This window comes from Roseateles hydrophilus (genome assembly GCF_026712245.1).
GTDB lineage: Bacteria > Pseudomonadota > Gammaproteobacteria > Burkholderiales > Burkholderiaceae_C > Pelomonas > Pelomonas hydrophilus.
The window spans coordinates 205,614-226,368 of record NZ_JAPPUY010000005.1; the positions used below are offsets into that span (position 1 = coordinate 205,614).

18 protein-coding genes are annotated in these 20,755 nt (G+C 70.4%); 3 read left to right on the forward strand and 15 right to left on the reverse strand.

Annotated elements, in window-relative coordinates; genetic code table 11:
- Window positions 1–3 precede the first annotated feature (3 nt).
- The 15 genes from NYO99_RS18825 to gspG all read right to left on the reverse strand — a co-directional run bounded on the left by NYO99_RS18825 (window position 4) and on the right by gspG (window position 16,111).
- Entirely contained in the window at window positions 4–1,665 is a 1,662-nt protein-coding gene (locus NYO99_RS18825) for a ShlB/FhaC/HecB family hemolysin secretion/activation protein (protein ID WP_268168821.1), read from the reverse strand.
- A 91-nt stretch (window positions 1,666–1,756) separates the two neighbouring features.
- The gene (locus NYO99_RS18830) at window positions 1,757–2,869 is read right to left on the reverse strand and encodes a PEP-CTERM sorting domain-containing protein (RefSeq protein WP_268168823.1); all 1,113 of its coding nucleotides are present in this window, start codon (window positions 2,867–2,869) and stop codon (window positions 1,757–1,759) included.
- A 196-nt stretch (window positions 2,870–3,065) separates the two neighbouring features.
- Window positions 3,066–4,499: a hypothetical protein gene (locus NYO99_RS18835; protein WP_268168824.1), complete on the reverse strand. Its 1,434-nt coding sequence runs from the start codon at window positions 4,497–4,499 to the stop codon at window positions 3,066–3,068.
- Between the two features lie 119 nt (window positions 4,500–4,618).
- Window positions 4,619–5,392 carry a PEP-CTERM sorting domain-containing protein gene (locus tag NYO99_RS18840; RefSeq protein WP_268168825.1) on the reverse strand — a complete coding sequence of 258 codons (774 nt, stop codon included), beginning with the start codon at window positions 5,390–5,392 and terminating at the stop codon, window positions 4,619–4,621.
- Window positions 5,393–5,700: 308 nt separating this feature from the next.
- Window positions 5,701–6,543: a helix-turn-helix transcriptional regulator gene (locus tag NYO99_RS18845; protein WP_268168826.1), complete on the reverse strand. Its 843-nt coding sequence runs from the start codon at window positions 6,541–6,543 to the stop codon at window positions 5,701–5,703.
- A gap of 131 nt (window positions 6,544–6,674) precedes the next feature.
- Window positions 6,675–7,262, reverse strand: coding sequence for a type II secretion system protein (locus tag NYO99_RS18850; RefSeq protein ID WP_268168827.1), 588 nt, complete (start codon window positions 7,260–7,262; stop codon window positions 6,675–6,677).
- Window positions 7,249–7,632, reverse strand: a complete 384-nt coding sequence (locus NYO99_RS18855; protein ID WP_268168828.1) for a type II secretion system protein — start codon at window positions 7,630–7,632, stop codon at window positions 7,249–7,251. Before NYO99_RS18855 ends, NYO99_RS18850 begins: the two co-directional genes overlap by 14 nt.
- Window positions 7,632–8,138, reverse strand: coding sequence for a type II secretion system protein (locus tag NYO99_RS18860; RefSeq protein ID WP_268168829.1), 507 nt, complete (start codon window positions 8,136–8,138; stop codon window positions 7,632–7,634). The genes NYO99_RS18855 and NYO99_RS18860 overlap by 1 nt, the downstream gene beginning before the upstream one ends.
- Window positions 8,122–10,269 (reverse strand): secretin N-terminal domain-containing protein, encoded by a 2,148-nt coding sequence (locus tag NYO99_RS18865; RefSeq protein WP_268168830.1) that lies wholly within the window; start codon window positions 10,267–10,269, stop codon window positions 8,122–8,124. The genes NYO99_RS18860 and NYO99_RS18865 overlap by 17 nt, the downstream gene beginning before the upstream one ends.
- Complete coding sequence (locus NYO99_RS18870; protein ID WP_268168831.1) at window positions 10,266–10,787, reverse strand: hypothetical protein; 522 nt, start codon at window positions 10,785–10,787, stop codon at window positions 10,266–10,268. Before NYO99_RS18870 ends, NYO99_RS18865 begins: the two co-directional genes overlap by 4 nt.
- Window positions 10,784–11,296 (reverse strand): hypothetical protein, encoded by a 513-nt coding sequence (locus tag NYO99_RS18875; RefSeq protein WP_268168832.1) that lies wholly within the window; start codon window positions 11,294–11,296, stop codon window positions 10,784–10,786. Before NYO99_RS18875 ends, NYO99_RS18870 begins: the two co-directional genes overlap by 4 nt.
- Window positions 11,293–12,357, reverse strand: a complete 1,065-nt coding sequence (locus NYO99_RS18880) for a hypothetical protein (protein WP_268168833.1) — start codon at window positions 12,355–12,357, stop codon at window positions 11,293–11,295. Before NYO99_RS18880 ends, NYO99_RS18875 begins: the two co-directional genes overlap by 4 nt.
- Entirely contained in the window at window positions 12,338–13,876 is a 1,539-nt protein-coding gene (locus NYO99_RS18885) for a GspE/PulE family protein (RefSeq protein ID WP_268168834.1), read from the reverse strand. Before NYO99_RS18885 ends, NYO99_RS18880 begins: the two co-directional genes overlap by 20 nt.
- Window positions 13,877–14,492: 616 nt before the next feature.
- Entirely contained in the window at window positions 14,493–15,680 is a 1,188-nt protein-coding gene (locus tag NYO99_RS18890; RefSeq protein ID WP_268168835.1) for a type II secretion system F family protein, read from the reverse strand.
- A 5-nt stretch (window positions 15,681–15,685) separates the two neighbouring features.
- Entirely contained in the window at window positions 15,686–16,111 is a 426-nt protein-coding gene (gene gspG / locus NYO99_RS18895; protein ID WP_268168836.1) for a type II secretion system major pseudopilin GspG, read from the reverse strand.
- A 122-nt stretch (window positions 16,112–16,233) separates the two neighbouring features.
- Between gspG and NYO99_RS18900 the strand changes: the two genes are divergently transcribed.
- The 3 genes from NYO99_RS18900 (at window position 16,234) to NYO99_RS18910 (ending at window position 20,728) form a co-directional block, all read left to right on the forward strand.
- A complete protein-coding gene (locus tag NYO99_RS18900) occupies window positions 16,234–18,138 on the forward strand; it encodes a S8 family serine peptidase (protein WP_268168837.1) in 1,905 nt (634 codons plus the stop codon).
- Between the two features lie 64 nt (window positions 18,139–18,202).
- A complete protein-coding gene (locus NYO99_RS18905) occupies window positions 18,203–18,697 on the forward strand; it encodes a hypothetical protein (protein WP_268168838.1) in 495 nt (164 codons plus the stop codon).
- A 9-nt stretch (window positions 18,698–18,706) separates the two neighbouring features.
- A complete protein-coding gene (locus NYO99_RS18910) occupies window positions 18,707–20,728 on the forward strand; it encodes an alkaline phosphatase (protein WP_268168839.1) in 2,022 nt (673 codons plus the stop codon).
- Window positions 20,729–20,755 lie beyond the last annotated feature (27 nt).

Genomic DNA, 20,755 nt, shown 5'->3' on the forward strand with positions numbered 1-20,755 from the left:
GGCTCAGAAACGCAGGGCGGCGCGCATGTGCACGCGCTCGGTGGGCAGGCTGCGGCCCGCAACATCACGGTGGCGGCGCGCCCAGTCCAGCGCCAGGCTCAGGCCCGGCTGCAGGCCCAGCCGCAGGCCCAGGCCGGTGCCCAGCAGCGTGCTGCGGTGCGGCTGGCCGGGCTCGGGGTCGATCAGCGTCACGCGGGCCACATCGCTGAAGCCGAAAACCACCAGCTCGGTGAAGGGCGGTAGCGGTGCGCCGTCGAACGCCTTCAGCAGCGCCGGTGCGAGGTTGCGGCTGCGCAGTTCCAGCGAGGCCAGCACACCGTAGTCCGCCGACGCGGCGGCTTCGCTGTAGCCGCGCACCGAGTCGGCGCCGCCCACGGCGAATTGCTCGGCGCTGACCAGCGGCTGGCTGGCGATCTGGCCCGCCACGCGCAGCGCCCATTCGGTGGGGCCGGCGCGCGTGCTGCCGCGCCAGTCGAGCTTGATCGTCGTGAAGCCACCGTCCGCGCCGCGGCGCTTGCAGGCGAATTGGTCGGCGATGCCGAAGCTGCCGTCGGCCAGCTGGCAGTCACGGCGCGTCTGCCGCCACACCGGGCGCAGGCCGAAGGTGGCGCTGGCGCTCAGCTGCTGCTGCCCCCACGTGCCCCACCAGCTGCCGTTGTAGGCCGCCTGCAGCGGCGCATAGCGCAGTGGCGAGCCGATGGTGCCAGCGCTGGTGAGCACATCTTCGGTCAGGTCCTTCAGGTCAAAGCCCAGCGACAGCCCGTGCGCGGCGTTGCTGGCGACGCGGTTCAGCCCATAGCGCAGCCCCAGCGTCGTGCCCTTGCCCAGCACACGGGTGCCGCCCAGGCTGTCGATGTCGCTGCTGGAGTTGACGGCGCTGACGCTCAGCGAGTCGCCATCGCCCAGGGGCACGAGGTAGTTCAGTACCAGCACTTGCGACTGGCTGGGCTGCATGGGCGCGGTGAGGGCCGTCAGCGACAGCGAGTGCTCGCGTTGGAACAGGTTGTCGTAGTGCAGGTTGGCCGTGGCGCGCAGAGCCTCCGTGCCGGCGGCGGCCGCGTTGTTCAGTTCCACGCTGCCACCCAACGGCAGCTTGTCGCTGACCTTGAGCTCGGCCTCCACGGTGCCGGGCTCGCGGCCTGGCCGCAGCACCGGCTGCACGCGGCGCTCGGGGGTTTGCGACAGCGCGGCGATCTGCTGCTGCACGACGTTGAAGTTGGGCACCGTGCCCTCGGCCAGTTCGGTGGCGACGGCGCGGATGCGGCCCTGGTCGAAGTAGCGCGAGCCGGTCACGTAGAGCTTGTCCACGCGCCCTTCCAGCACCACCAGGCGCACCACGCCGCCGTCGATGCGCTGCTCGGGCACATCGACGAACACGGTCAGGTAGCCCGCGCCTTGGTAGGCCTTCTCCAGCGCGCTGCGCGCGCCCTCGATGGCGGCCATGTCGCGCTTCTCGCCCATGAAGGGCATGACGGCCGCTTCCACCTGCGTGGGTTTGAGGCGCGTGTTGCCTTCGACCTCGAACTCCAGGATGTCGAACTGCAGGGCCTGCGGCTGCGGCTGTGCGAACGCTGGCAGCGCCTGGGCGAACAGCCAGCAGGCGAGGGCAGTCAGCAAAAGAAACCAGCGCGCCCGCAGCGGGGCGCGCGTCAGTCCGGCGTCCATGGAATGAGTGTCCCGAGGGCGGGTGAAGCGGTCGTGAAAAAACAGCGGCCGTCAGCGGTGATGTGTCACCGCAGACGGCCGGCTATGCCTCTCAGGCGCGGCGGCGAGCGCGGGCGGCCAGCACGGCCAGGCCCAGGCCCATCAGGCCCCAGGTAGCGGGCTCCGGCACGGGGCTGATGCTGCTGCCCAGGCTCAGCGTGTCACCGGCTGGCACATCGATGAAGCGGATGGCGCCGTACTGGGCGGTGAAGTCGGTGCGCAGGCGCATGAGTTGACCTTCGGCGGTCAGCGCGGGCGTCAGCGACGGTGCCAATGTGTAGCTGAGGATGTACTTGCCGTTGCTGTCGACGCCCAGTCCCCAGTAGGCGTCGTTTCCGCCAGCGAGTGTGCCGTTGTCAAATTCATCGATGACGATTGGTGCATCAGCGTTGCTGGGATCGGCATCTTGCGCAAGCGTGTAGAACCATGATGAGCTACCGATCGGGTTCAGCACGTTGGGGAGGGCTTGCTCCACAGTGAACGATGCCTTGCTGACTTGGCCGAAGGTCGCGGTCATGAAGTTGCCGGCGTAGCCGATCTCGCCTTTGACGCGAAAGCTCGATGACTGCTGGTTGACCGCAGCGACGCAACTCGTGTTGTCCGCAAGGCCTGCGCACGCGCCGATGTTGCTTTCCCCGATGTAGATGTTGGGGAACGCCCCAGCCCACGACTTCAGCTGGTTGTTGCTCAGCTGCTTCATCGCCAGGTACTGCGGGTTCATGCCGTCAGAGCCGAGGGTGGTGGACTGCAACGTCGTGTAGGTGACGTACGCGCCGGGCGCAAAGTCGTCGTCGATGTTGACGCTAGCGCCAAAGATGCCCCACAGCTGATTAGCGCGGTTTGAGCCGTTCAGAAACGCCAGGAAGTTCTGGTCGTCGTTGAGCGGATCAAAGAACTTCTGGATACCGGTGTTCTGCTGCCCGTAGACAAAAAGGTTGTTGGCCGTGTCGCCGAGGGCGTCGTAGCGCATCGCGCCCACGTGCACGCCGAGATCCTTGATGTAGGAGCGCTCGAGAATGGGATCCCAGACGATGAGGAAAAGCTCAGCCGTTCGATCGCCTTCGGCGCCGTTTTGCGAGTGCTGCCCCATCTGGATCGCGGCATGGGTCATCGTGCAGGTGGCAAGGGCAGTCAAGGCCAGAAGGCACTTCGATTGAAACGTCATGATGGCTACAGCGAGTGTTGGATCGGATCAAGCAGGCGGGCCAGGCCGATACGTGAGGCCGCTTGCTTGGTGGCTCGGCATTCATTCATGGGCGACGAGTCGCCCATGAATGAGCGTCGAACAGCATGAAACTGAAACAGCACAAAGGGACGAATCCCTTTGTGCTGAAGGCAAGGCCAGCGAGTGGCCTTGCGAGTTACTTGGTCATGCGGACCGGCGAGCAGCTGTTGCCCGTGGAACGGTTGGTGTGGGCGGTGAAGGCCTTGTCGGCGGCCGGCAGATCGGCCCACGAACCGGACAGGATGGTGGCCGGCGTGGCGACCAGGCCGTTCTGGAGGTCAGGGTCCAGCGTCGCCAGGACGGAGGCCTTGCCCATTTCCGTACGCATCTTGGTCAGCAGGGCGAGCATGTCGGCGCTGGGCGCGTTGGCGGCGCCCGTCTTGGCCCACTGGAAGCTGGACTCGACCACGAAGTCGTAGTCGCCGCTGATGACAGCAGCTCGCGTGGGGGCAGCGCCGCTGATCTTGACGAAGCGATAGAGCTTGTCTTGCTGCACACCGTTCACGACAGGACGTGGGTTGTTTTCGCGACCCAGCACGCCCATGGCGTAACCCTGACCAGCCAAGTTATCGACGTCGGCGAGGCAGGTTTCCACCAGCTGCGAGCTGCTGCCTTGCTTGGTCGTTGCCGAGCCCGTCACGCTCAGGGTGGCATTTGTCGTGCCGGCGGTCGGCGCGTAGACAGACGAACCCGAAGCGCAGGGGTTGTTGGCGAAGTAGACGTTGGAGGCGGCTTGCGTGCCCGAGCCCGGCGTGCGACGGCACACGTTGATGCGTTTGGTCAGGACGTCGGCATCAACCGAGGCGGGAATCAGCAGATTCCAACCCTTCTTCGAGCTGGAGTTGCCCAGCAGCTGGCCGGTCAGAGCGCCGGTGATGAAGGACTTCGGAATGCTGGGCGTTGCGGCGTCGGATTCATTGATCGCGCCGGCGCTGTCCAGCCCCTGAGCCTTTTGCAGGGCCAGATACAGCTTCTTGTTCACGGCGACGCCGAAGATGTTCTGCACGAAGCCCGCGGCGTCGAGTCCCGAAACATCCAGGCCGGTACCGTTGTTGATTGGTGCCTGCAGCAGCGCGGGTTCGACGTCGGAGATGCCTGCGTGGGCCTTGGCTTGCGTGGTGGTCGTGCAGGTGAAGCCGGCAGCCTGGATGTCGGTGGCGGGAGAAGCGCCGGTCTGGGTGCAGCTGCCGTTGACAAGCATATGGGCCTGGGTAGCGTCGCCACCATTCAGCAGGGGCGTCACGCCTTGGCCCGAGCCACCAGCGTCGCGCTTGGTGATCAGGAAGTTGGTGCCGACAGGCCAGCTGCCGATGGCGACCTTGGACTTGAACGAGTAACCACGGTGGTCGGCGCCGTTGCCGAAGAAGAAGACGTCAAAGGTGCCGGCTTGAGCCAGATCTTCCTTGATGTAAGAAGCAATCAGCAGGCGCAGGGCCGATGCGCCGGAGAGGCGCACTTCGACAAGCGTGCCAGCGTCGCGGGCGGCGGCGACTTCGGTGGCCGTGAGGGCTTGGGCAGAGCCCAGCGAGGCCAGGCAAGCAAGGGCGACGAGTGTGGAGCGGAGTTTCATGGGAGGTCCGTGTACTGGGTGTTTGGCACAGCTCCGCCCACACGACCTGCACTTGGGCGTGTCGCGGGCGGATCAGGGAGCGGGGGGGGGGCGGCGCCGGCGGCTGCCCCCCCCGAAAATCAGGCTTGCTTGCGACGGCGTGCAACAAAGCCAACGGCCATCAGGCCGGCGGCCAGCATGGCGTAGGTGCTCGGCTCCGGCACGGGGGCAGTGACACCCGTGATGCTGATCGTGCTGCCGTCGAAGTTGACGGTGTAGGCGCCGTAGGCGTTGCCGACGAAAGACTGCAGCGTGGGGGCATCGCTGACTTCGTTGGCATGGGTCGTGTACACCAGGGCGCTGGCAACACCGATGTCGTTGCGCTGGTTGAAGTACTGGTTGTAACCCGTGTGGTCAGCGGTCGAGTACGTGTTGGTGCCGAAAGCAGAAGCCAGCCGGTTGTTCTCTTGACCGATGCCCGTGTTGTTAGCGCGGTTGTCGATATCCTTGAAGTGGGTGAGCAGGCCGCCGACGGCATCGCCGAATTGGGCGTTCTGAAGCACGCCGAACGACTGGTTGATGTTCATCGTGGTCCAACCGTTGATTTCGCCCGGGCCAAAGCCAGCGTCGATCGGGTTGATGGCTGCGATGGTCCACTGCGTGCCCGTGCCGCCGAAGGCCAGGAAAGCGTCGTACTGGGTGCCCAGCACAGACTGGCTCCAGGTGCCGCCATTGGCCAGCACGGCGTTGAGCTGGTTCAGCGAGATGCCGAGGTCCTGGGCATAGGAACCCTTGCTGTTGGTGGCCAGCAGCACGAATTCGCCGGTGCCGATCTCGCCATCGACGGTGACAGCGGCGAAGGAGGGGGCTGCAACAGCGGCCAGCACGGCCAGGGCAAGAGACTTGAGCTTCATGGAAATACTCCGTAGACAGTGGTGTTAAGACCTCCCCGCCGGCATGGCTGGGGGCCGTCACGCCTGGCTGCCTCCCCTGGATTGCATGCGTGCAATCGGCGGTGGCCTTGGGCGCCTGGGTCGAGAGACCCGCGTTCAAAGAGCGGTGATCTGTAGGATCGAATCAGCGCGCATTCTTGTGAGGGCAAGTGACATGCGCACCGGGGTCGTGATTTCGTTCGCAGTCCGTTCGGACTAGGGCCAAACCCATGAGCCGTTCGGACATGGGCCGTTCGCGCCAGCCCGCTTGCCCGCGCGGCGACCGACGTTCAGCCTGCGTGGTGCGAGCGCGGCAGGCTGCTCAGCGCCGGGCGGTCCAGCAGTTGCAGCGACATGGCCTGAGCCACGGCCTGCGCGCGGTTGGCGGCATTGAGTTTGCGCAGGATCTTCTGCACGTGGTTCTTCACCGTCAGTGCGCTGATGCCCAGCTCCTCGGCGATCTGCTGGTTGCTCTTGCCCTCGCGCAGCCAGCTGAGGATCTCGCGCTCGCGCTGCGTGACGCCGCCTACGCGCACGGCGCTGGGCTGGGGTGCGCTGATGCCCACCACATCTCGCTCCACGGCCTGCACGCGCTGCCAGGTGCCGTGGATGTGCGGGATCAGCAGCTCCATGCGGCTCACGAGTGCGGCGAGCGTGGCGCTGTCCTGCGACGCGAAGACGAAGAAGCTCTCGATCTCTTGCGGGCGCTGCGGGCGAGACACGCCGTGCACCAGCACGCTGTCGAAGCCGGCGGCCAACAAGGCGTCGCGCGCCGTGCCCAGTGACGCGAACGCCAGGTCGGCGGTGGTGATGACGGCTGGGCGGCCGCGCGCCTCCAGCCAGCGGGCCTGCCAGTGCTGCATGAGCAGGCTGCGGTTGTCGCCGAGCGCGTCCATCAGCGCGGCGTCCAGGCTGACGCTGTTGAACACGTCGAACAGCAGTTCGCGGGCACCGCGGTCGTAGCTGCCACACACGGCCAGTTGGTGCGGCAGCAGGCGGCTGAGGTAGCTCTGCGTCCAGACGAAGAACTGGTAGCGGCGGCGCACCGTCAGGGCGGACTCGGCCGCGCGCACGATGGCTTCGACGGGGTCGTCCTGGGAGGTCGTTGCGGCCGGGTTGTTGTTGGTCGTCATGGGCAGCGGTTCTGCGTCTCGGGGAGCGCGGTGGGCCAGGGGGTGTCTGGCGACGAACTCAGGAGTGATGGACTCTAGGAAGCCCACATGACCGGCCGTTGAAGGCTTATGGGGGTCATGGGCCGATCGGCTCATTCGCTGGGTTCTGAAGGGGTGGCGACGTCCGCGGGCGCAGCGCTGAACACCCAGTCGTGGGCGGTGCTGCGCCCGCCCGCGGTGGCGAGCAGGGCGCGCGACGAGCGGCTGCGCACGCCGACGATGCCGGTGCCGGTCGCCGTGTCAGGGCTGGCCCGGGCCGTGGCGGCGTTGGCGGCGTCAGCGGCGGGGCTGCCGCTGGCATCGGCGACGACAGCGGCCTGGCCCATCACGGGTTCCCAGTCGGGTTTGCCGGTGAAGGGGTCGGCGTAGAGCTGGCGCAGGTGGCGCTGCGGCTTGGGGAAACGCCGGTCGGCCAGCAGCTCGTCCAGCGTCTGCGGCAGCGGCAGGTGGCCCAGCGGCGTGGCCCGCGCGTAGCGCCCGAGCGCGGCGGCGATGGCCTCGCCGCGAAAGCGCAGCTCGGCCTCGCGCTCGCGCTGCTGGCGCGTCTGCTCGCGCTCGCCCAGGGCGGCCAGGCCCACGCCACCCAGGGTGAGCACAAACAGCAGCCACAGGTAGGTGAAGCCGCGCTCGCGGCGCCTGCCGGTCCACCGGTGGGCCAGCGCCGGCTCACCAGTCCGCATACAGGCTCCCGTCCGGCGCGCGGCCGGCGGCGCCGCTGCGCACATCGGCCACCTGGCCGGGCAGGTCGGTGCCGGCCGCAGGCGGCAGCGTGATCCAGCTGTCGGCGCTGCCGGTCAGCGGGTCCTCGGGCACGCGGCGCAGATAGCGGTCCTGCACCAGCTGGGCCAGCGTGTCGGGGTGGCGGCCCTTGTCGGCGGCGTACTTGTCCAGCGCGTCGCGCATGACGGCCAGCGAGCTGCGCAGGCTGGCCGCCTTGGCGCGCTCCAGCGAGGCGAAGTAGCGCGGCGCGGTGATGCCGGCCAGCAGCGCAACGATGGCCATGACCACGATCAACTCGATGAGGGTGAACCCATGGGCCGTGCGTGCCATCACCAGTCCCTGTAGCGCGTGCCGTCGATGGCCGTGCCCTCGGCGCGCGAGTGCACGTCGAACACATCGCGGCCTGGCGCGGGCGCCTCGGGCGGGCTGTCGTGGCTGCGCAGCGCCCAGGTCTGGGCGGCGGGCAGGCCGGGGTCGGCGAAGGGGTCGCGCGGCAGGCGGCGCAGGAAGTACAGGCGCTTGGCGTTCTGCGGGTCCCGGGCGTCGGGCACGCCGCGCACCAGGGCGTCCAGGTCGGGCGGGTAGCCGCTGTCGTCGGCCTTGACCGCGATGCGACCTTCACGGGCGGCGCGGTGGTAGGCGTCCAGCCCGTCGCGCAGCGTGCGCAGGGCGTGGCGCAGCTCGGCCTCGCGCTGGCGCTTGTGCACCCACACGCCCAGCGGCTGGGCGGCGGCGGCCAGGATACCCACCAGCGTCACCACCACCAGCATCTCGACCAGCGTGAAGCCGCGTTGCCGTTGCAGGCGAGGCGAGGGGGCGTCACTGCACGTCGACATGCCCTTCACCCTCCACACGCACCGTCACCTGCTCGCCCTTGAGGCCCTTGGCGGCGCTGTTGACGAACTCGATGAGGCCCGACTGCCCCGCCGAGCCAGGCCGCGCGCGCAGCACGATCACCTTCTGCGCCTGCGGGCCCAGCGTGATGTCAACGCTGCCGCTGGCGGCCTCGGCACCGCCGATGTCCGCGCGCAGGAACATGGCCACGTCGTAGGTCAGCGTGCCGGTGACCGTGTACGCGGAGGTGTTGCTCAGGCCGACGGACAGCGTGTCGCCGACGGCGGTGCTGCCGCTGGTCTGCAACTCCACCACGGCCTCGGGGCCGCTCGGTGTGGCGGGCGCGCCGGCCGCCGGCAGGCCAGCGCCGGCCAGCGGTGCCGCCACGCTGCCGCGCGAGCGCAGCCGCGCCCCTTCGGCGCCGGGGTTGGCGTCGAAGCCCGAGGGCAGCACGGTCAGGCTGGCGTCGGGCAGGCTGACGTTGCGCAGCACGTGCGGCGTGATCAGCAGCACGATCTCGGTCTTCTTGCGGCTGTCGCCGTGCACGCCGAACAGCCGCCCCAGCAGCGGTGTCTCCGACACATAGGGCACGCCGCTGATGCTCTTGCGGTCCTCGTCGTTGATGAGGCCGCCCAGCACCTGCGTCTCGCCATCGCGCAGCCGCAGTGACGTGGACGCGTTGCGCGTGCCGATGCGGTAGGCGCTGGTGGGCTGCGTGCCGCCGGAGCTTTCTTTCGGGCCCAGGCTGCTGACCTCCAGGTTCACCTTCATGATGACCTCGTTGTCCAGCTGCACGGTGGGTTCCACCTCCAGCTTGATGCCCACGTCGATGTAGCTCACCGCGGTGGACACGCCGACGTTGGCGGTGGAGGTGCTGGTGAACACGGGCACCTTGTCGCCGATCTGGATCTTGGCCTTCTCCTTGTTGCGCGCGCGCAGCTTGGGGTTGGCCAGCAGGTTGCTGGCGCCCGCGCCGCCCTTGAGCCGGGCGGTGATGACCGGGTTGGCCACCAGCGTGCGAAAGCTGCCGCGCGTGGCCCAGGGCACCAGCGCGGCCGCGGTGTCAGTGGCGCCGTAGCTGGCATCGGTGGTCCAGTTCAGGCCGGCCTCGGCGCTGCGGTCGGAGGCCAGCTCCAGCACCTCCACGTCCAGCATCACCTCGGGCTCGGGCAGGTCCAGCCCGGCGATGAGGCGCTCGATCATCGCGATGACCTCGGGCGTGTCGCGCGCCACCAGCAGGTTCAGGCGCTCGTCGATGAAGAGGTCGCGCGTCTTGGCCATCATGCGCACCAGCGCCTGCGCCTGCTTGGCATCGGCGTTGTTCAGGTAGAAGCTGCGCGTCACCAGCTCCTGGTGCTCGCGCTGCTTCTGCTGCGTGTTGGGGTAGATCAGCACCGAGTTGTCGTTCAGCAGCTTGCGCTCCAGCTGCTGCGTGCTGAGCACCACGCGCATGGCCTCGTCGACGCTGACGTCCTTCAGGTAGAGGCTGACGCGGGCGTCGGCCTTCACGTCCTTGTCGAACACGAAGTTCACGCCCGCGCCGCGGCCCAGCGCCTCGAACACGGTGCGCAGCGGCGCATCGCGGAACTCCAGGCTCACGGGCTTCTGGTAGGCCGCCGCCAGCACGGTGGGCACGGGCGGCGGCGCCAGGCGCTGGCGCAGCTTGTGTTGCAGGGCCAGGGCTTGCGGCTGCCCGGGGTCTTCGGCCAGCACGGCCGTGACGGCCTCGCGCGCGGCGTCGGCCTCGCCGGCCTGCAACTGCTTCGCGGCGCGGGCGACGCGGGCCTGGTGGTCGCGGGCGCGGCGCAGTGCGGTGGCCAGCGCCCTTGTGCGCGGGGCCTGCGCGTCCAGCGCCTGCATGCGCATCAGCAGTTCGGCCGCCGCGTCCAGCTGGCCGGTGGCGCGCGCCGTCTCGGCCTGGGTGGCCAGGGCCAGCAGGGCCAGCTCGCGCTCGCGCTGCAGCGCGGAGCGCAGGGCGTCGTCCTGCGGCGCGGCGGCCGCGGCATCGCGCAGCAGGCGCCAGGCGCCTTCGTGCTCGCCGCGGCGGGCCAGCGTGTCGGCCTCGCGCAGCGCGGGGTTGCCGGCACAGGCGGCGAGCAGCAGGGCGAGGGCGAGGGCGGAGAGGCGCTTCATGCGGGTGAGGGAGCGAAGGGAACGAGCTGGGCTTGGCCCAGCGGCAGGTAGGTCAGGCGCAGGCCGGCGGGCTCCACGGCGTCGACACGCCACTGCCCGTCCACCACCTCGCCCACGCCGACGACAGCGCTGCGCTGCGCGTTGTTCAGCACGGCGCGCGAGGCGCCGTCGGTCAAGCGGCCGACGAGTTGGTAAGGGAAGGGCGGCGCACGGGGCGGCGCGGGCGGTTCGGGGCTCGCATCCGCGCTGGCTTGCGGCGGCGTGGGCGTGGCGGCCACGGGCGCAGCCTCGCCCCAGGCAGCGCGGGCCTGCGCGTCGACCTCGGGCCACGCGGCACGTGCGCTGGCGGCGGGGCCGGGCCAGGCGGTGGGCGCCGTGCTGGCAGGCGCGGCGCGGCGTGGTGAGGCGGCCACGGGCGCGGGGGTGTCGCCGTCGTCCTGCGACACCCAGGCCGTGGCCGCGAGGCTCAGGGCGAGGGTGCCGAACAGGGCGAGTTGGCGCGGGGCGGGCTTCTTCATTTCGCGGCCTGCATGTGCAGCACCCAGGCCAACTCGGCCTTCAGCGTGCCGTCGGCCTCGCGGCGCAGGCGCACGCTGTCCAGCGCGAGCGCGGGGTCGCGTTGCAGCGCCTCGGCGACAAAGCCGCGCAGCGCGCCATAGCCGCCGCTGAGCTGCATGGCCACGCGGTACTGGGCGATGCCCAGTTCGCGGTCCACCTGGTAGCGGAAATCGCTGCGCGGCCAGGGCAGGCCCAGCTCGCCGGTCAGCGCCAGCAGCGCCGCGGTGCGGGCCTGGCGTGCGCTGTCGGGGGGCAGGCTGGCGGCGAGTGCGCGGCTGTCGGTCTTGGCGGCGGCCGCGGGCGCCTTGGCCAGCGCGGCGCGGCGCGCCATCAGGGCCTGGCGTTGCTCATCCAACTGGGCCTGCCGTGCCGGCAGCCATGCGGCGCCGGCGATGGCGGTCAGCGTCAGCAGTGCTGCCAGTGCGGCCGGCCAGCCGAGGCGGCGGGCGTGGGTGAGCCAGCGCCTCATCGCGCGCCTCCGCTGCGGCGTTGCACCTCGAAGCGCAGGCCGCCTGCGTCGGCGGCCGCGTCAGGCCGCTGCAGGCGCGTCAGCACGACGTCCTGGCCGGCGCTTGCCGTCAGCGTCAGGCGATCGACGAGGCGCGTCACCCCGTCTGCGTCGGCGGCCTGGCCCTCCACGCGCAGCCCCTGGCGGTCCAGGTCCAGCGCGGTGAGCTGCAGGCCGGGCGGCAGCGCGCGTTCCACGCCCACCCACAGTGCGGCCCAGTCGGTGTCCAGCTGCTGCGCGGCGGCCCAGGCGCGGTTGCGGGCCGCGGGGTTGGGCGGTAGAGCGGGGGCGGCTGCCGTGGGGCGGGCGATGCGGTCCAGCACGGCAGCCTGTTCGCGCAGGCGCCGGGCTTCGTCCTGCTGGCCTTGGGCCTGCAGCGCCACCAGCACGCAGGCTGCCGCCGCCGTCGCCGCCCAGGCCCAGATCAGCGGCCGCGCGCGTGACGGCTGCGCGATGAAATCAGGCGCCTCGTCGTTGCCGGCGCCGGCCAGCAGCGTGTCGGCCCGCACGAGGCGCGTGCCCGGCAGCTGCTGCAGCAGCTCGTCGTCGGCGTGGCGCTGCTGCAGCTCGACGAGCCGGCCGTCGCGGCGGCGCAGCCAGGTCAGGAGCTCGCCGTCAAGCAGCCCGGCATCGCCGTCGCCGGCGGGCAGCAGTGCCCAGCTGGGCCGCAGCGATGTGAGGCGCACGCGGTGGGCTGCCGCCGTCGCCTGCAACGCGGCAAGGTCGCCGTCGGCCAGCGCGCACACACCTTGCGACCACGCGGCCAGCGGCCACTGCTGCGCCGCGGCGCCGAAGTAGTGCGTGAACTGCAGCCGGGCGTAGGCCAGGCGCTCGGCATCGCCCGGCAGCGGCAGGTCGTCGGGCACGCGCAGGCTGTGCATGCGGTCTGGCCCGGCGAGCAGCGCCACGCGCGCGCCGGGGTGGGCGGCACACCAGGCGGCGAAGGCGGGCCAGGTCTTGCCCTGTGCGTCGACCGCGCCGTCGGCGGTGAGCAGGAGGCGCTCAGTCCGCGAGCGTGACACGGTCCAGTTCCTCCAGCGTCGATTCGCCGCGCAGCACCAGCGCCACGGCCGCGTCGCGCAGCGAGCGCATGCCGCGGCCGCGTGCGGCCTCCTTGATGCGCGACAGCGGCGCGCGGCTGGCGATGAGGTCGCGCAGCTCGTCGTCCAGCCACAGCAGTTCGCTGACGGCGCGGCGGCCGCGGTAGCCCGTGCCGCGGCAGTGCGTGCAGCCGGTGCCATGCAGCAGCTGGGCGTCCTCTGGCAGTCCCATCCCGCGCAGCTGCTCGGCCGTGGCCGGCAGCGGCGCGCGGCAGTGCGTGCAGTTGATGCGCATCAGCCGCTGCGCCAGCACGCCGTTCAGCGCGGAGACGACGTTGTAGAGGTCCAACCCCATGTGCATGAAGCGGCCCACCACGTCGAACGCGTTGTTCGCATGCACGGTGCTGAAGACGAGGTGGCCGGTCAGCGCGGCCTGCACGGCGATCTGCGCGGTCTCGGCGTCGCGGATCTCACCCACCATCACGCGGTCGGGGTCGTGCCGCAGCACCGAGCGCAGGCCGCGTGCGAACGTCAGCCCCTTCTTCTCGTTGACGGGGATCTGCACGACGCCGGGCAGCTGGTACTCCACCGGGTCTTCGATGGTGATGATCTTGTCGCGGCCGGTGTTGACCTCGCTGATGGCGGCGTACAGCGTCGTCGTCTTGCCCGAGCCGGTGGGGCCGGTGACGAGCAGCAGGCCGTGCGGCTGTTTCGCCAGCGCGCGGATCTGCGCGCGCGCCTCGGGCTCGAAGCCCAGCGCGTCCAGCGTCAGCGCGCCCTGCGCCTCCACCTGCGCGCGGTCCAGCACGCGGATGACGGCGTCCTCGCCGAACACGCTGGGCATGATGGACAGGCGGAAGTCCACCTCGCGGCCCTGCACGCGCAGCTTGAAGCGGCCGTCCTGCGGCAGGCGGCGCTCGCCGATGTCCAGTTCCGCCATGACCTTCAGTCGCGACACGAGCTGTTCGGCGGCCTGCACGCCGTCGATGCTCTTCACGTCCAGCATCACGCCGTCGACGCGGCTGCGGATCTTCATGCCGCGCAGCTGGCACTCGAAGTGGATGTCGCTGGCGCCGTCCTGCAGCGCGTCGTAGAGCGTCGCGTCCAGCAGGCGCACGACGGGGCTGGCCTGTTCGGCGAGGTGCAGCGCGGAGAGTTCCTGCGCGGTGTCTGTTTCGGCGCTGTGGGCGAAGTGCTCGGTGAGTTCACCGAGGGCGCGGTAGTCGGCCTCGCCGGTGGCCAGCAGTGTGTCGATGTCGGCGGGATCGCAGGGCCACCAGAGCACGGGCTTCTTCAGGCGCTGCTCGACGCGCAGGCGCAGCAGCGGCTCCAGCGGCCGGTCGGCCAGCAGCGCGAAGCGGCCACTGGCCGACGTGGCCATCACCGCGCGCCAGCGCTGGGCGTCGGCGTGGGGCCAGGGGGCGAACGTGAGCGACCAGGGGGCGTCGGACGCGGGGAGGGCCGCCAGCGGGTCTTGCGGCGGTTGCAGGATGGCGTTCATGTCTGCGAGCTTTTGTTTGCGCGCCACGAGTCGTGCCGGGATTTCGCCCCGGCGGGCGACCTACTTTTTGGGCCGCCAAAAAGTAGGCAAAAAGCTCGCCCCGACCGCACCGCCCGCAGCAAAGCTGCGGGTCCCCTGCGGTACTCAGGCCTTGAAGCCCCGCGCAAAACTCGCGCCGCTACGCTCTGCTCAAACAGTTGCGCGGAGTCAGTTCTTGAGGCGAGCTTCGCTCGCGGCTTCAAGACCTTCCGTTCCTCGGCGGTGCTAAAGGGGCCATACCGAACAGCCGGCGCCAGCTGGCTGGCGGGTTTGGCTTTTGGCTGTTGGGGTTGGCTGTTTCGGGGTTCCCCTTCAAAACCGCTGAGAAGCGCAGGAACCCAGGGCGTGCGCGAAGCGCACTTCAAGAACTGACTCGCGGCGCCTGTTTGAGCAGAGCGCAGCGGAGCGAGTTCGCCGCGGCCCTGGGTTCCGAGCATCGCAAGGCAGCCCGCAGGGCCGGTTTTGCAGGGGCGGTTTCTTTGCCTACTTTCTTGTCCGCACAAGAAAGTAGGTCGCCCGCCGGGGCGAACTCCCGGCATGGGCCTGTGCGGAAAGGCAAAGCAGCGCGAAGCCTTCATCACTGCACCTGCTCCACCAACTGAAAGATCGGCAGGTACATCAGCACCACCACCGTGCCGATCACCAGCCCCATCAACAGCATCAGCACCGGATTGACCAGCCGCGTCACCAGGTCCGACAACCGCGACAGCTCCTCGTCGTAGAAGCCCGCCGCCTGCGCCAGCATCGCGCCCAGCTCGCCGCTGTGCTCGCCCACCTTCAGCATGCGCAGCGATACCGGCGTCGCCAGCCCCTCGCGCTGCAGACAGGCCGAGAGCCGCTCGCCCAGCCGCACGGCCTCGGTCGCGCGGTCCAGCGCCGCGCGCAGGTGCGATGCCGCCACGCCCCGCGCGTTCACCAGCGCCGGCACGATGGGCACGCCGGCCAGCAGCAGCATCGCCAGGCACCGGTACAACTGCGCCAGTGCCAGCAGGTGCAGCTTCGGGCCGACCAAGGGCAGCCGCCATAGCCGCGCCTGCAGCGCCTCCTTCAACCCGCGTTGCCAGGCCAGCACCGGCAGCGCCACCAGCCCCGCCGCTATCAGCAGCAGCGCCACCGGATGCGCGCCGCTGAACGCGCCGACGGCGATCAGCAGGCGCGATGCGAACGGCAGCTCGCCGCCCACGCCGTCCAGCAGGCCCGCGAAGCGCGGCACGACGAACACCAGCAGGAACAGCACCACCACCGTGCCCGCCGTGATCAGCATGGCCGGGTAGATGGCCGCGGCCACCAGCTTGCTGCGCAGTTGCTCCACCCAGGCCAGGTAGCTCGCCTGCTCGGCCAGCGCCTGCTCCACCTGGCCGCTGCGCTCGCTGGCCTCCACGACGGCGACGAACAGCGCGTCGAAGGCCTGCGGCTGCGATGCCAGCGCGGTGGAGAACGACTCACCCAGCTGCACGCGCTCGACGACGCCGGCCAGCGCCGCTGTGACGGCGGGCGGGTTGTCCTGCGACTGCAGCGTCTGCAGCGCCTCCAGCAGCGGGATGCCGGCACGCAGCAGCACGGCCAGCTGCTGCGCGAACTGCCGGCGCGGGAAGCGCCCGCCGCGCGCGGCCTTCAGCGGCGAGGCCTGCACCGGCTCCACCGCCAGCAAGGCGGCCGGCGCGAGGCCCAGTGCCGCCGCCACGCCGCCCGCGTCCGCCGCCCGCACGCGCGCCTGCGCCGGCTGGCGCTGCGCGTCGAGGTAGCGGACGTCGAATTCGTTCACGGCGCTTACCAGGACGTGAGGTCCGCGTCCTCGCCCTCGCCGCCGGCGCGACCGTCCTTGCCCCATGACAGCAGGTCGTACTCGCCATGCTCGCCCGGCGCACGGTACTGGTAGTCGTGGCCCCAGGGGTCCTTGGGCAGCGCTTTGGCGAGGTACGGCCCGGCCCACTTGGGCTCGTCGGCGGGCTTGGCGACGAGCACGGCCAGGCCCTGCTCGGTGCTCGGGTAGCGGCCCACGTCCAGGCGGTACTGGTCCAGCGACTTCTGCAGCGCATCGATCTGCGCCCGCGCCGCCTTGACCTCGCTCTTGCCGATCTGGCCGAAGAACTTGGGGCCGACGTAGCCCGCCAGCAGGCCGATGATGACCATGACGACGAGCAATTCCAGCAGCGTGAAGCCGCGGTGGCGATGGCGTGAGGTGGGCTGGGTCATGGGCCGCGCAGCTTAGGAAGGCGCAATGACCGTGACATGAATGACGGCCGCATGACGGCGTCCATGAGCCGTCGGCGTCATGTCATGGCTCCTTCACCGCAGCTGCCTAAGGTGCCGGCCTGATGAAGACACTGCCCGCCCTGACCCCGCCGCCCCGTCCCCTGTCGCGGGCCTTCCGTTTCAACCAGCTGATGGCGGCCGCCACCGTGGCCGGCGTCGCCGTGTCGGCGGTGGCCCTGGCGCACCGGCTCGCGCCTGCGGCCAACGCGAGCCCCACGGCCGCCACCACGCTCATCGTCAAACTGGCCGATGACCGCCAGGCCGATGCGCAGCAGCAGGCCCAGCTCGCGCACCTGCTGGCCGAGTCGGGCCTGCCCTTGCAGGAGCATCGGCCGCTGGGTTCGGGCTGGTGGCGGCTGCAGGGGCGTGGCGATGCGACGCAGGCCCAGGCCTGGCTGGCGCGGCTGCGTGCCGACCGCCGCATCGCCCATGCCATGCCTGACTTGCACGAGCAGCGCGCGGCTGTGCCCACGGACACGCTGTTCCGGGCCACCAACCCAGCCAATGCGCAGTGGTGGCTGGACGATCAGAGCGACAGCAGCAACCCCGCTGCCGCCAACTTCACCAAGGCTTGGGACACCACCAAGGGCTCGACGGCGCCGGTCATCGCTGTGCTGGACACCGGCATCACCTCGCATGCCGACCTGAACGCCAACGTGCTGGCCGGCTACAACTTCATCAGCAAGCCCGAGTACGCCAACAACGGCGGCACGGGGCGCAGCGCCGGCGCGCTGGACCCGGGTGATGCGCTGACCCAGGCCGAGTTCAACGCCAACCCGGCGCTGTGGGATGGCTGCGTCGTGCGTCCGCGCAGCAGCTGGCACGGCACCGTTGTGGCCGGCCAGCTGGGCGCGGTGACCAACAACGCCAACGGCGTGGCCGGCATCAACTGGAATGCGCGCATCCTGCCGGTGCGCGTGGCCGGCAAGTGCGGCGCCTCGGTCGCCGACATGGTGGACGGCATGCGCTGGGCCGCCGGCCTGCCGGTGACCGGGGTGCCGACGAATGCCAACCCGGCCAAGGTGCTGGTGATCGGCTTCGCCAGCGTGCAGGCCACGTCGTGCAACCTGGCCGATGCCAAGCCCGAGGTGGCGGCTGCCGCGCGGCTGTATACCGACGCGATCACCGAGCTGCGCAACCTGGGCGTGCTGGTGGTGGCCGCTGCCGGCAACGAAGGCGCGGCCGTGGCCCGCCCGGCCAACTGCGCGGGCGTGTTCGCCGTGGCCGCCACCAACCGCCAGGGCTTCAAGGCCATCTACTCCAACTACGGCGCGCAGGTGCAGTTGTCGGCACCCGGCGGCGACGCCAACAACGGCGCTGACTGCGACACCGACCTGGCCGACACCGGCATCGTCTCCACGGTCAACACCGGCACCACCGGGCCGTCGACAGCCGGCTACGGCGCCGTCAGCGGCACCAGCTTCGCGGCGCCGCAGGTGGCGGGTGCGGCCGCGCTGATGTGGGCGGCCAACCCGGCGCTGTCGCTGGCGCAGGTGGAGGCCGGCCTTCGGGCCAGCGCCCGGCCGCATGTGATGGCCTACGCGTTGGGCTACTGCCCGGCCAGCAGCCTGAAAGCGCGGCGCTGCACGCTGGACAACGGCACGGGCGGTGTCGGCCTGCTGGATGCCGCCGAGGCCGTGCGGTATGCGCTGACGCCCACCACCTACACCGCGCCGGTGCGCACGGCGCTGGGCCTGCAGAGCACCGCCCTGAACCGCTGCGGCCAGTTGCAGGGCAGCACGGCCATCCCGTTGCCCGCGCCGACGCCGTCCCCGGCGCCGGCCCCGACGCCCGCACCAACACCGGCGCCGGAACCCGCCCCGACACCCGCGCCCACCCCGGCACCCACGCCCGCACCGACGCCTGCCCCCGCGCCCGCGGGTGGTGGCGGAGGCGGCGGTGGCTCGTCGGCGTGGTGGTTGCTGGGCCTGCTCGGCGCGGCAGGCGGCCTGCGCCGCCGGCGCTGAGAGGCATCGTCATCGAATTGACACGCAGCCCGCCGAGCATGCCGGGTTTGACCCGGAGTTCGGCATGCGTCTGCGTACCCTGCTGCCGGCGTGGGCGGTCGTGGGCGGCCTGGCGATGCCAGCGTTTGCCCAGCCGCTGACGCTGGGCTTTCACGAGTTCTTTGCCCAGCCCATCGGCCCGCGCGGGCTGGCGCCCAGTGCGGCGTTGCAGGCTGCCGTGGGCCGCGAGGTGCGGCTGACCGGCTTCATGGTGCGCCGGGAACGGCCGCTGGCGGGACAGTTCCTGCTCACGCCGCGGCCGGTCAGCATGGCCGAGCATGCCGACGGCGAGGCGGACGACCTGCCCGCCACCGCCGTCACGGTGGTGCTGGACGAGACCCAGCGCGACCGGCTGGTGGCCTTTCAGCCCGGCCCGCTGACGCTGACCGGCCGGCTCGCCTTCGGCCCGGTGGAAGACAGCACCGGCCGTATCTCCTGGGTCCGCCTGCACCTGGCCGAACGCGCGTTGGCCGCCCAGGCCTCGACGGCCGCGCCCGACCATCACCATCACCCGCATTGAGAGCCTGACATGAAGTCCTTCCTCGTTCTTGCCGCGCTGGCCGCAGGCGCCGCCACGGCCGCGCCCACCGTCACGCGCCTCACGCCGCCCAGCGAGCTGTTCACCAGCGGCCGGCCCGAGCCGGTCATTGCGCGCTTTCTGCCCGGCCAGCGCTTCGACCTGCAGGCCACGGTGAGGCCCGACGCGGGCCAGAAGATCACGGCGGCCCGCTTCCTGATCGACGGCAAGCCGGTGGCGGCCGGCGTGGCGCTGCGCGACTGCACCAGCGGCTGCACGAAGGAGCAGCCCAAGGATGCGGCCATCGTGACGGCACGCGCCCTCAGCGTGGCGGCCGCCGGCCGTCATGAGTTCAGCATCGAAGCCACACAGGCCGATGGCCAGAAGGTGATGGCCAAGGGCAACTTCGACATCGTGCCCTTCACGGCCGCGATGGGCCCGAAGGTGAAGAACATCATCATCCTGCTGGGCGACGGCATGGGCGCCTCGCAGCGCACGGCCGCACGCTTGGTGCATGGCTACGCGCAAGGCAAGGCGTTGCAGCCGCTGGCGATGGACACGTTCAGCGCCACGGCGCTGGTCAAGACGGCATCGCTGAATTCCATCGTCACCGACTCGTCGCCGGGCATGACGGCCTATGTGAGCGGCAACAAGAACAACAACAATGAGGAAGGCGTCTTCCCCGACGACACGCTTGACGCCTTTGACAACCCGCGCATCGAGTACCTCAGCGAATACCTGCACCGCACGCAAGGCAAGCAGCTCGGCATCGTGACCACGGCCGATGTGTTCGATGCCACGCCCGCCGGCAACGCGGTGCACACCAGCAACCGCGGCGCCGGCACCGGCATCGTCGATCAGTTCCTCGACGATCGCGCCCACACGGGCCTGACCGTGCTGATGGGCGGCGGCCGCAAGTGGTTCCTGCCGGCCGGCACGCCCGGCTCGGCGCGCACCGACAGCAACGACTACGCGTTCTCGGCCACCGATGCGCACACGGCCGACATCGTCAAGCGCTGGGGTGCCGCGCCCGGCAGCCTTGACAAGGGCCGTGACCTGATCGCCGACTTCCAGCGTGCCGGCTTCGGCTACGCCGCCACCAAGGCCGATCTGGATCGCGCCGACCTCAGCAAACCCTTGCTGGGCCTGTTCGCGTTCTCCAACATGAACGTGGCACTGGACAAGATCAACGGCCGCCGCGGCACCGACAAGAACGGTCTGGGCGGCGGCAGCGTCGTCGATGACTTCGGCCTGCCTGACCAGCCCATGCTGGACGAGATGGCGGTCAAGGCGCTGCAAGTGCTGAAGCAGTCGCCCAAGGGCTTTGTGCTGATGATCGAGGGCGCATCCATCGACAAGCAGGCCCACGCCATGGACACCGAGCGCTGGATGCTGGACACGCTGGAGTTCGACCGCGCGGTGCGCGTGGCGCAGGACTTTGCGGCGGAGCACGGCGACACGCTGGTCATCGTGACGGCCGACCATGAATGCTCGGGTGCGGCGCTGATCGGCGGCTCCATGGTGACCGACCAGGCGCTGCAGGCGCTGGCGGCCAAGAAGGGCGTGGCCAACCTGCGCAATGCGGTGGTGGGGCGCTACGAGAGCGCTGGCTTCCCGCGCTACAAGCTCGCCGCCGATGGGTATCCCGAGACCACCGACATCGACTACCGCCTGCTGGTGGGCTACGGCGCCAACGCCGACCGCTACGAGGACTGGCGCACCAAGCGCACGCCGCAGCGCGACAGCCAGCAACCCCTGGGCAACCAGCCACCGCTGAAGTGGTACCCCGCCAACGCGCTGGAGCGCGATGACGCGGTGGGCGAGTACCTCGTCACCGGCCAGGTGCCGGGCGAGTCGGCCGTGCACACGGCCACCGACATCCCGCTGTCCGCCTATGGCCCCGGCGCGCTGGCGTTCACGGGTGTCATCGACAACACCGACGTGTTCTTCAAGCTCGCGCAAGCTGCCGTGAAAGGGGTTGTTGCGCCCGCCGACAGCAGCGGCGCCAAGCGGCCGCCCAAGCCCAAGCGCTGACCTTCGTCAGGGGCTTTCGCGCGGCCG

Excerpts from the sequence above, each read along its gene's own strand:
- NYO99_RS18825 (WP_268168821.1), bottom strand. The coding sequence starts at position 1,665 with ATGGACGCCGGACTGACGCGCGCCCCGCTGCGGGCGCGCTGGTTTCTT.
- NYO99_RS18830 (WP_268168823.1), bottom strand. The coding sequence starts at position 2,869 with ATGACGTTTCAATCGAAGTGCCTTCTGGCCTTGACTGCCCTTGCCACC.
- NYO99_RS18835 (WP_268168824.1), bottom strand. The coding sequence starts at position 4,499 with ATGAAACTCCGCTCCACACTCGTCGCCCTTGCTTGCCTGGCCTCGCTG.
- NYO99_RS18840 (WP_268168825.1), bottom strand. The coding sequence starts at position 5,392 with ATGAAGCTCAAGTCTCTTGCCCTGGCCGTGCTGGCCGCTGTTGCAGCC.
- NYO99_RS18845 (WP_268168826.1), bottom strand. The coding sequence starts at position 6,543 with ATGACGACCAACAACAACCCGGCCGCAACGACCTCCCAGGACGACCCC.
- NYO99_RS18850 (WP_268168827.1), bottom strand. The coding sequence starts at position 7,262 with ATGCGGACTGGTGAGCCGGCGCTGGCCCACCGGTGGACCGGCAGGCGC.
- NYO99_RS18855 (WP_268168828.1), bottom strand. The coding sequence starts at position 7,632 with ATGGCACGCACGGCCCATGGGTTCACCCTCATCGAGTTGATCGTGGTC.
- NYO99_RS18860 (WP_268168829.1), bottom strand. The coding sequence starts at position 8,138 with ATGTCGACGTGCAGTGACGCCCCCTCGCCTCGCCTGCAACGGCAACGC.
- NYO99_RS18865 (WP_268168830.1), bottom strand. The coding sequence starts at position 10,269 with ATGAAGCGCCTCTCCGCCCTCGCCCTCGCCCTGCTGCTCGCCGCCTGT.
- NYO99_RS18870 (WP_268168831.1), bottom strand. The coding sequence starts at position 10,787 with ATGAAGAAGCCCGCCCCGCGCCAACTCGCCCTGTTCGGCACCCTCGCC.
- NYO99_RS18875 (WP_268168832.1), bottom strand. The coding sequence starts at position 11,296 with ATGAGGCGCTGGCTCACCCACGCCCGCCGCCTCGGCTGGCCGGCCGCA.
- NYO99_RS18885 (WP_268168834.1), bottom strand. The coding sequence starts at position 13,876 with ATGAACGCCATCCTGCAACCGCCGCAAGACCCGCTGGCGGCCCTCCCC.
- gspG (WP_268168836.1), bottom strand. The coding sequence starts at position 16,111 with ATGACCCAGCCCACCTCACGCCATCGCCACCGCGGCTTCACGCTGCTG.
- NYO99_RS18900 (WP_268168837.1), top strand. The coding sequence starts at position 16,234 with ATGAAGACACTGCCCGCCCTGACCCCGCCGCCCCGTCCCCTGTCGCGG.
- NYO99_RS18905 (WP_268168838.1), top strand. The coding sequence starts at position 18,203 with ATGCGTCTGCGTACCCTGCTGCCGGCGTGGGCGGTCGTGGGCGGCCTG.
- NYO99_RS18910 (WP_268168839.1), top strand. The coding sequence starts at position 18,707 with ATGAAGTCCTTCCTCGTTCTTGCCGCGCTGGCCGCAGGCGCCGCCACG.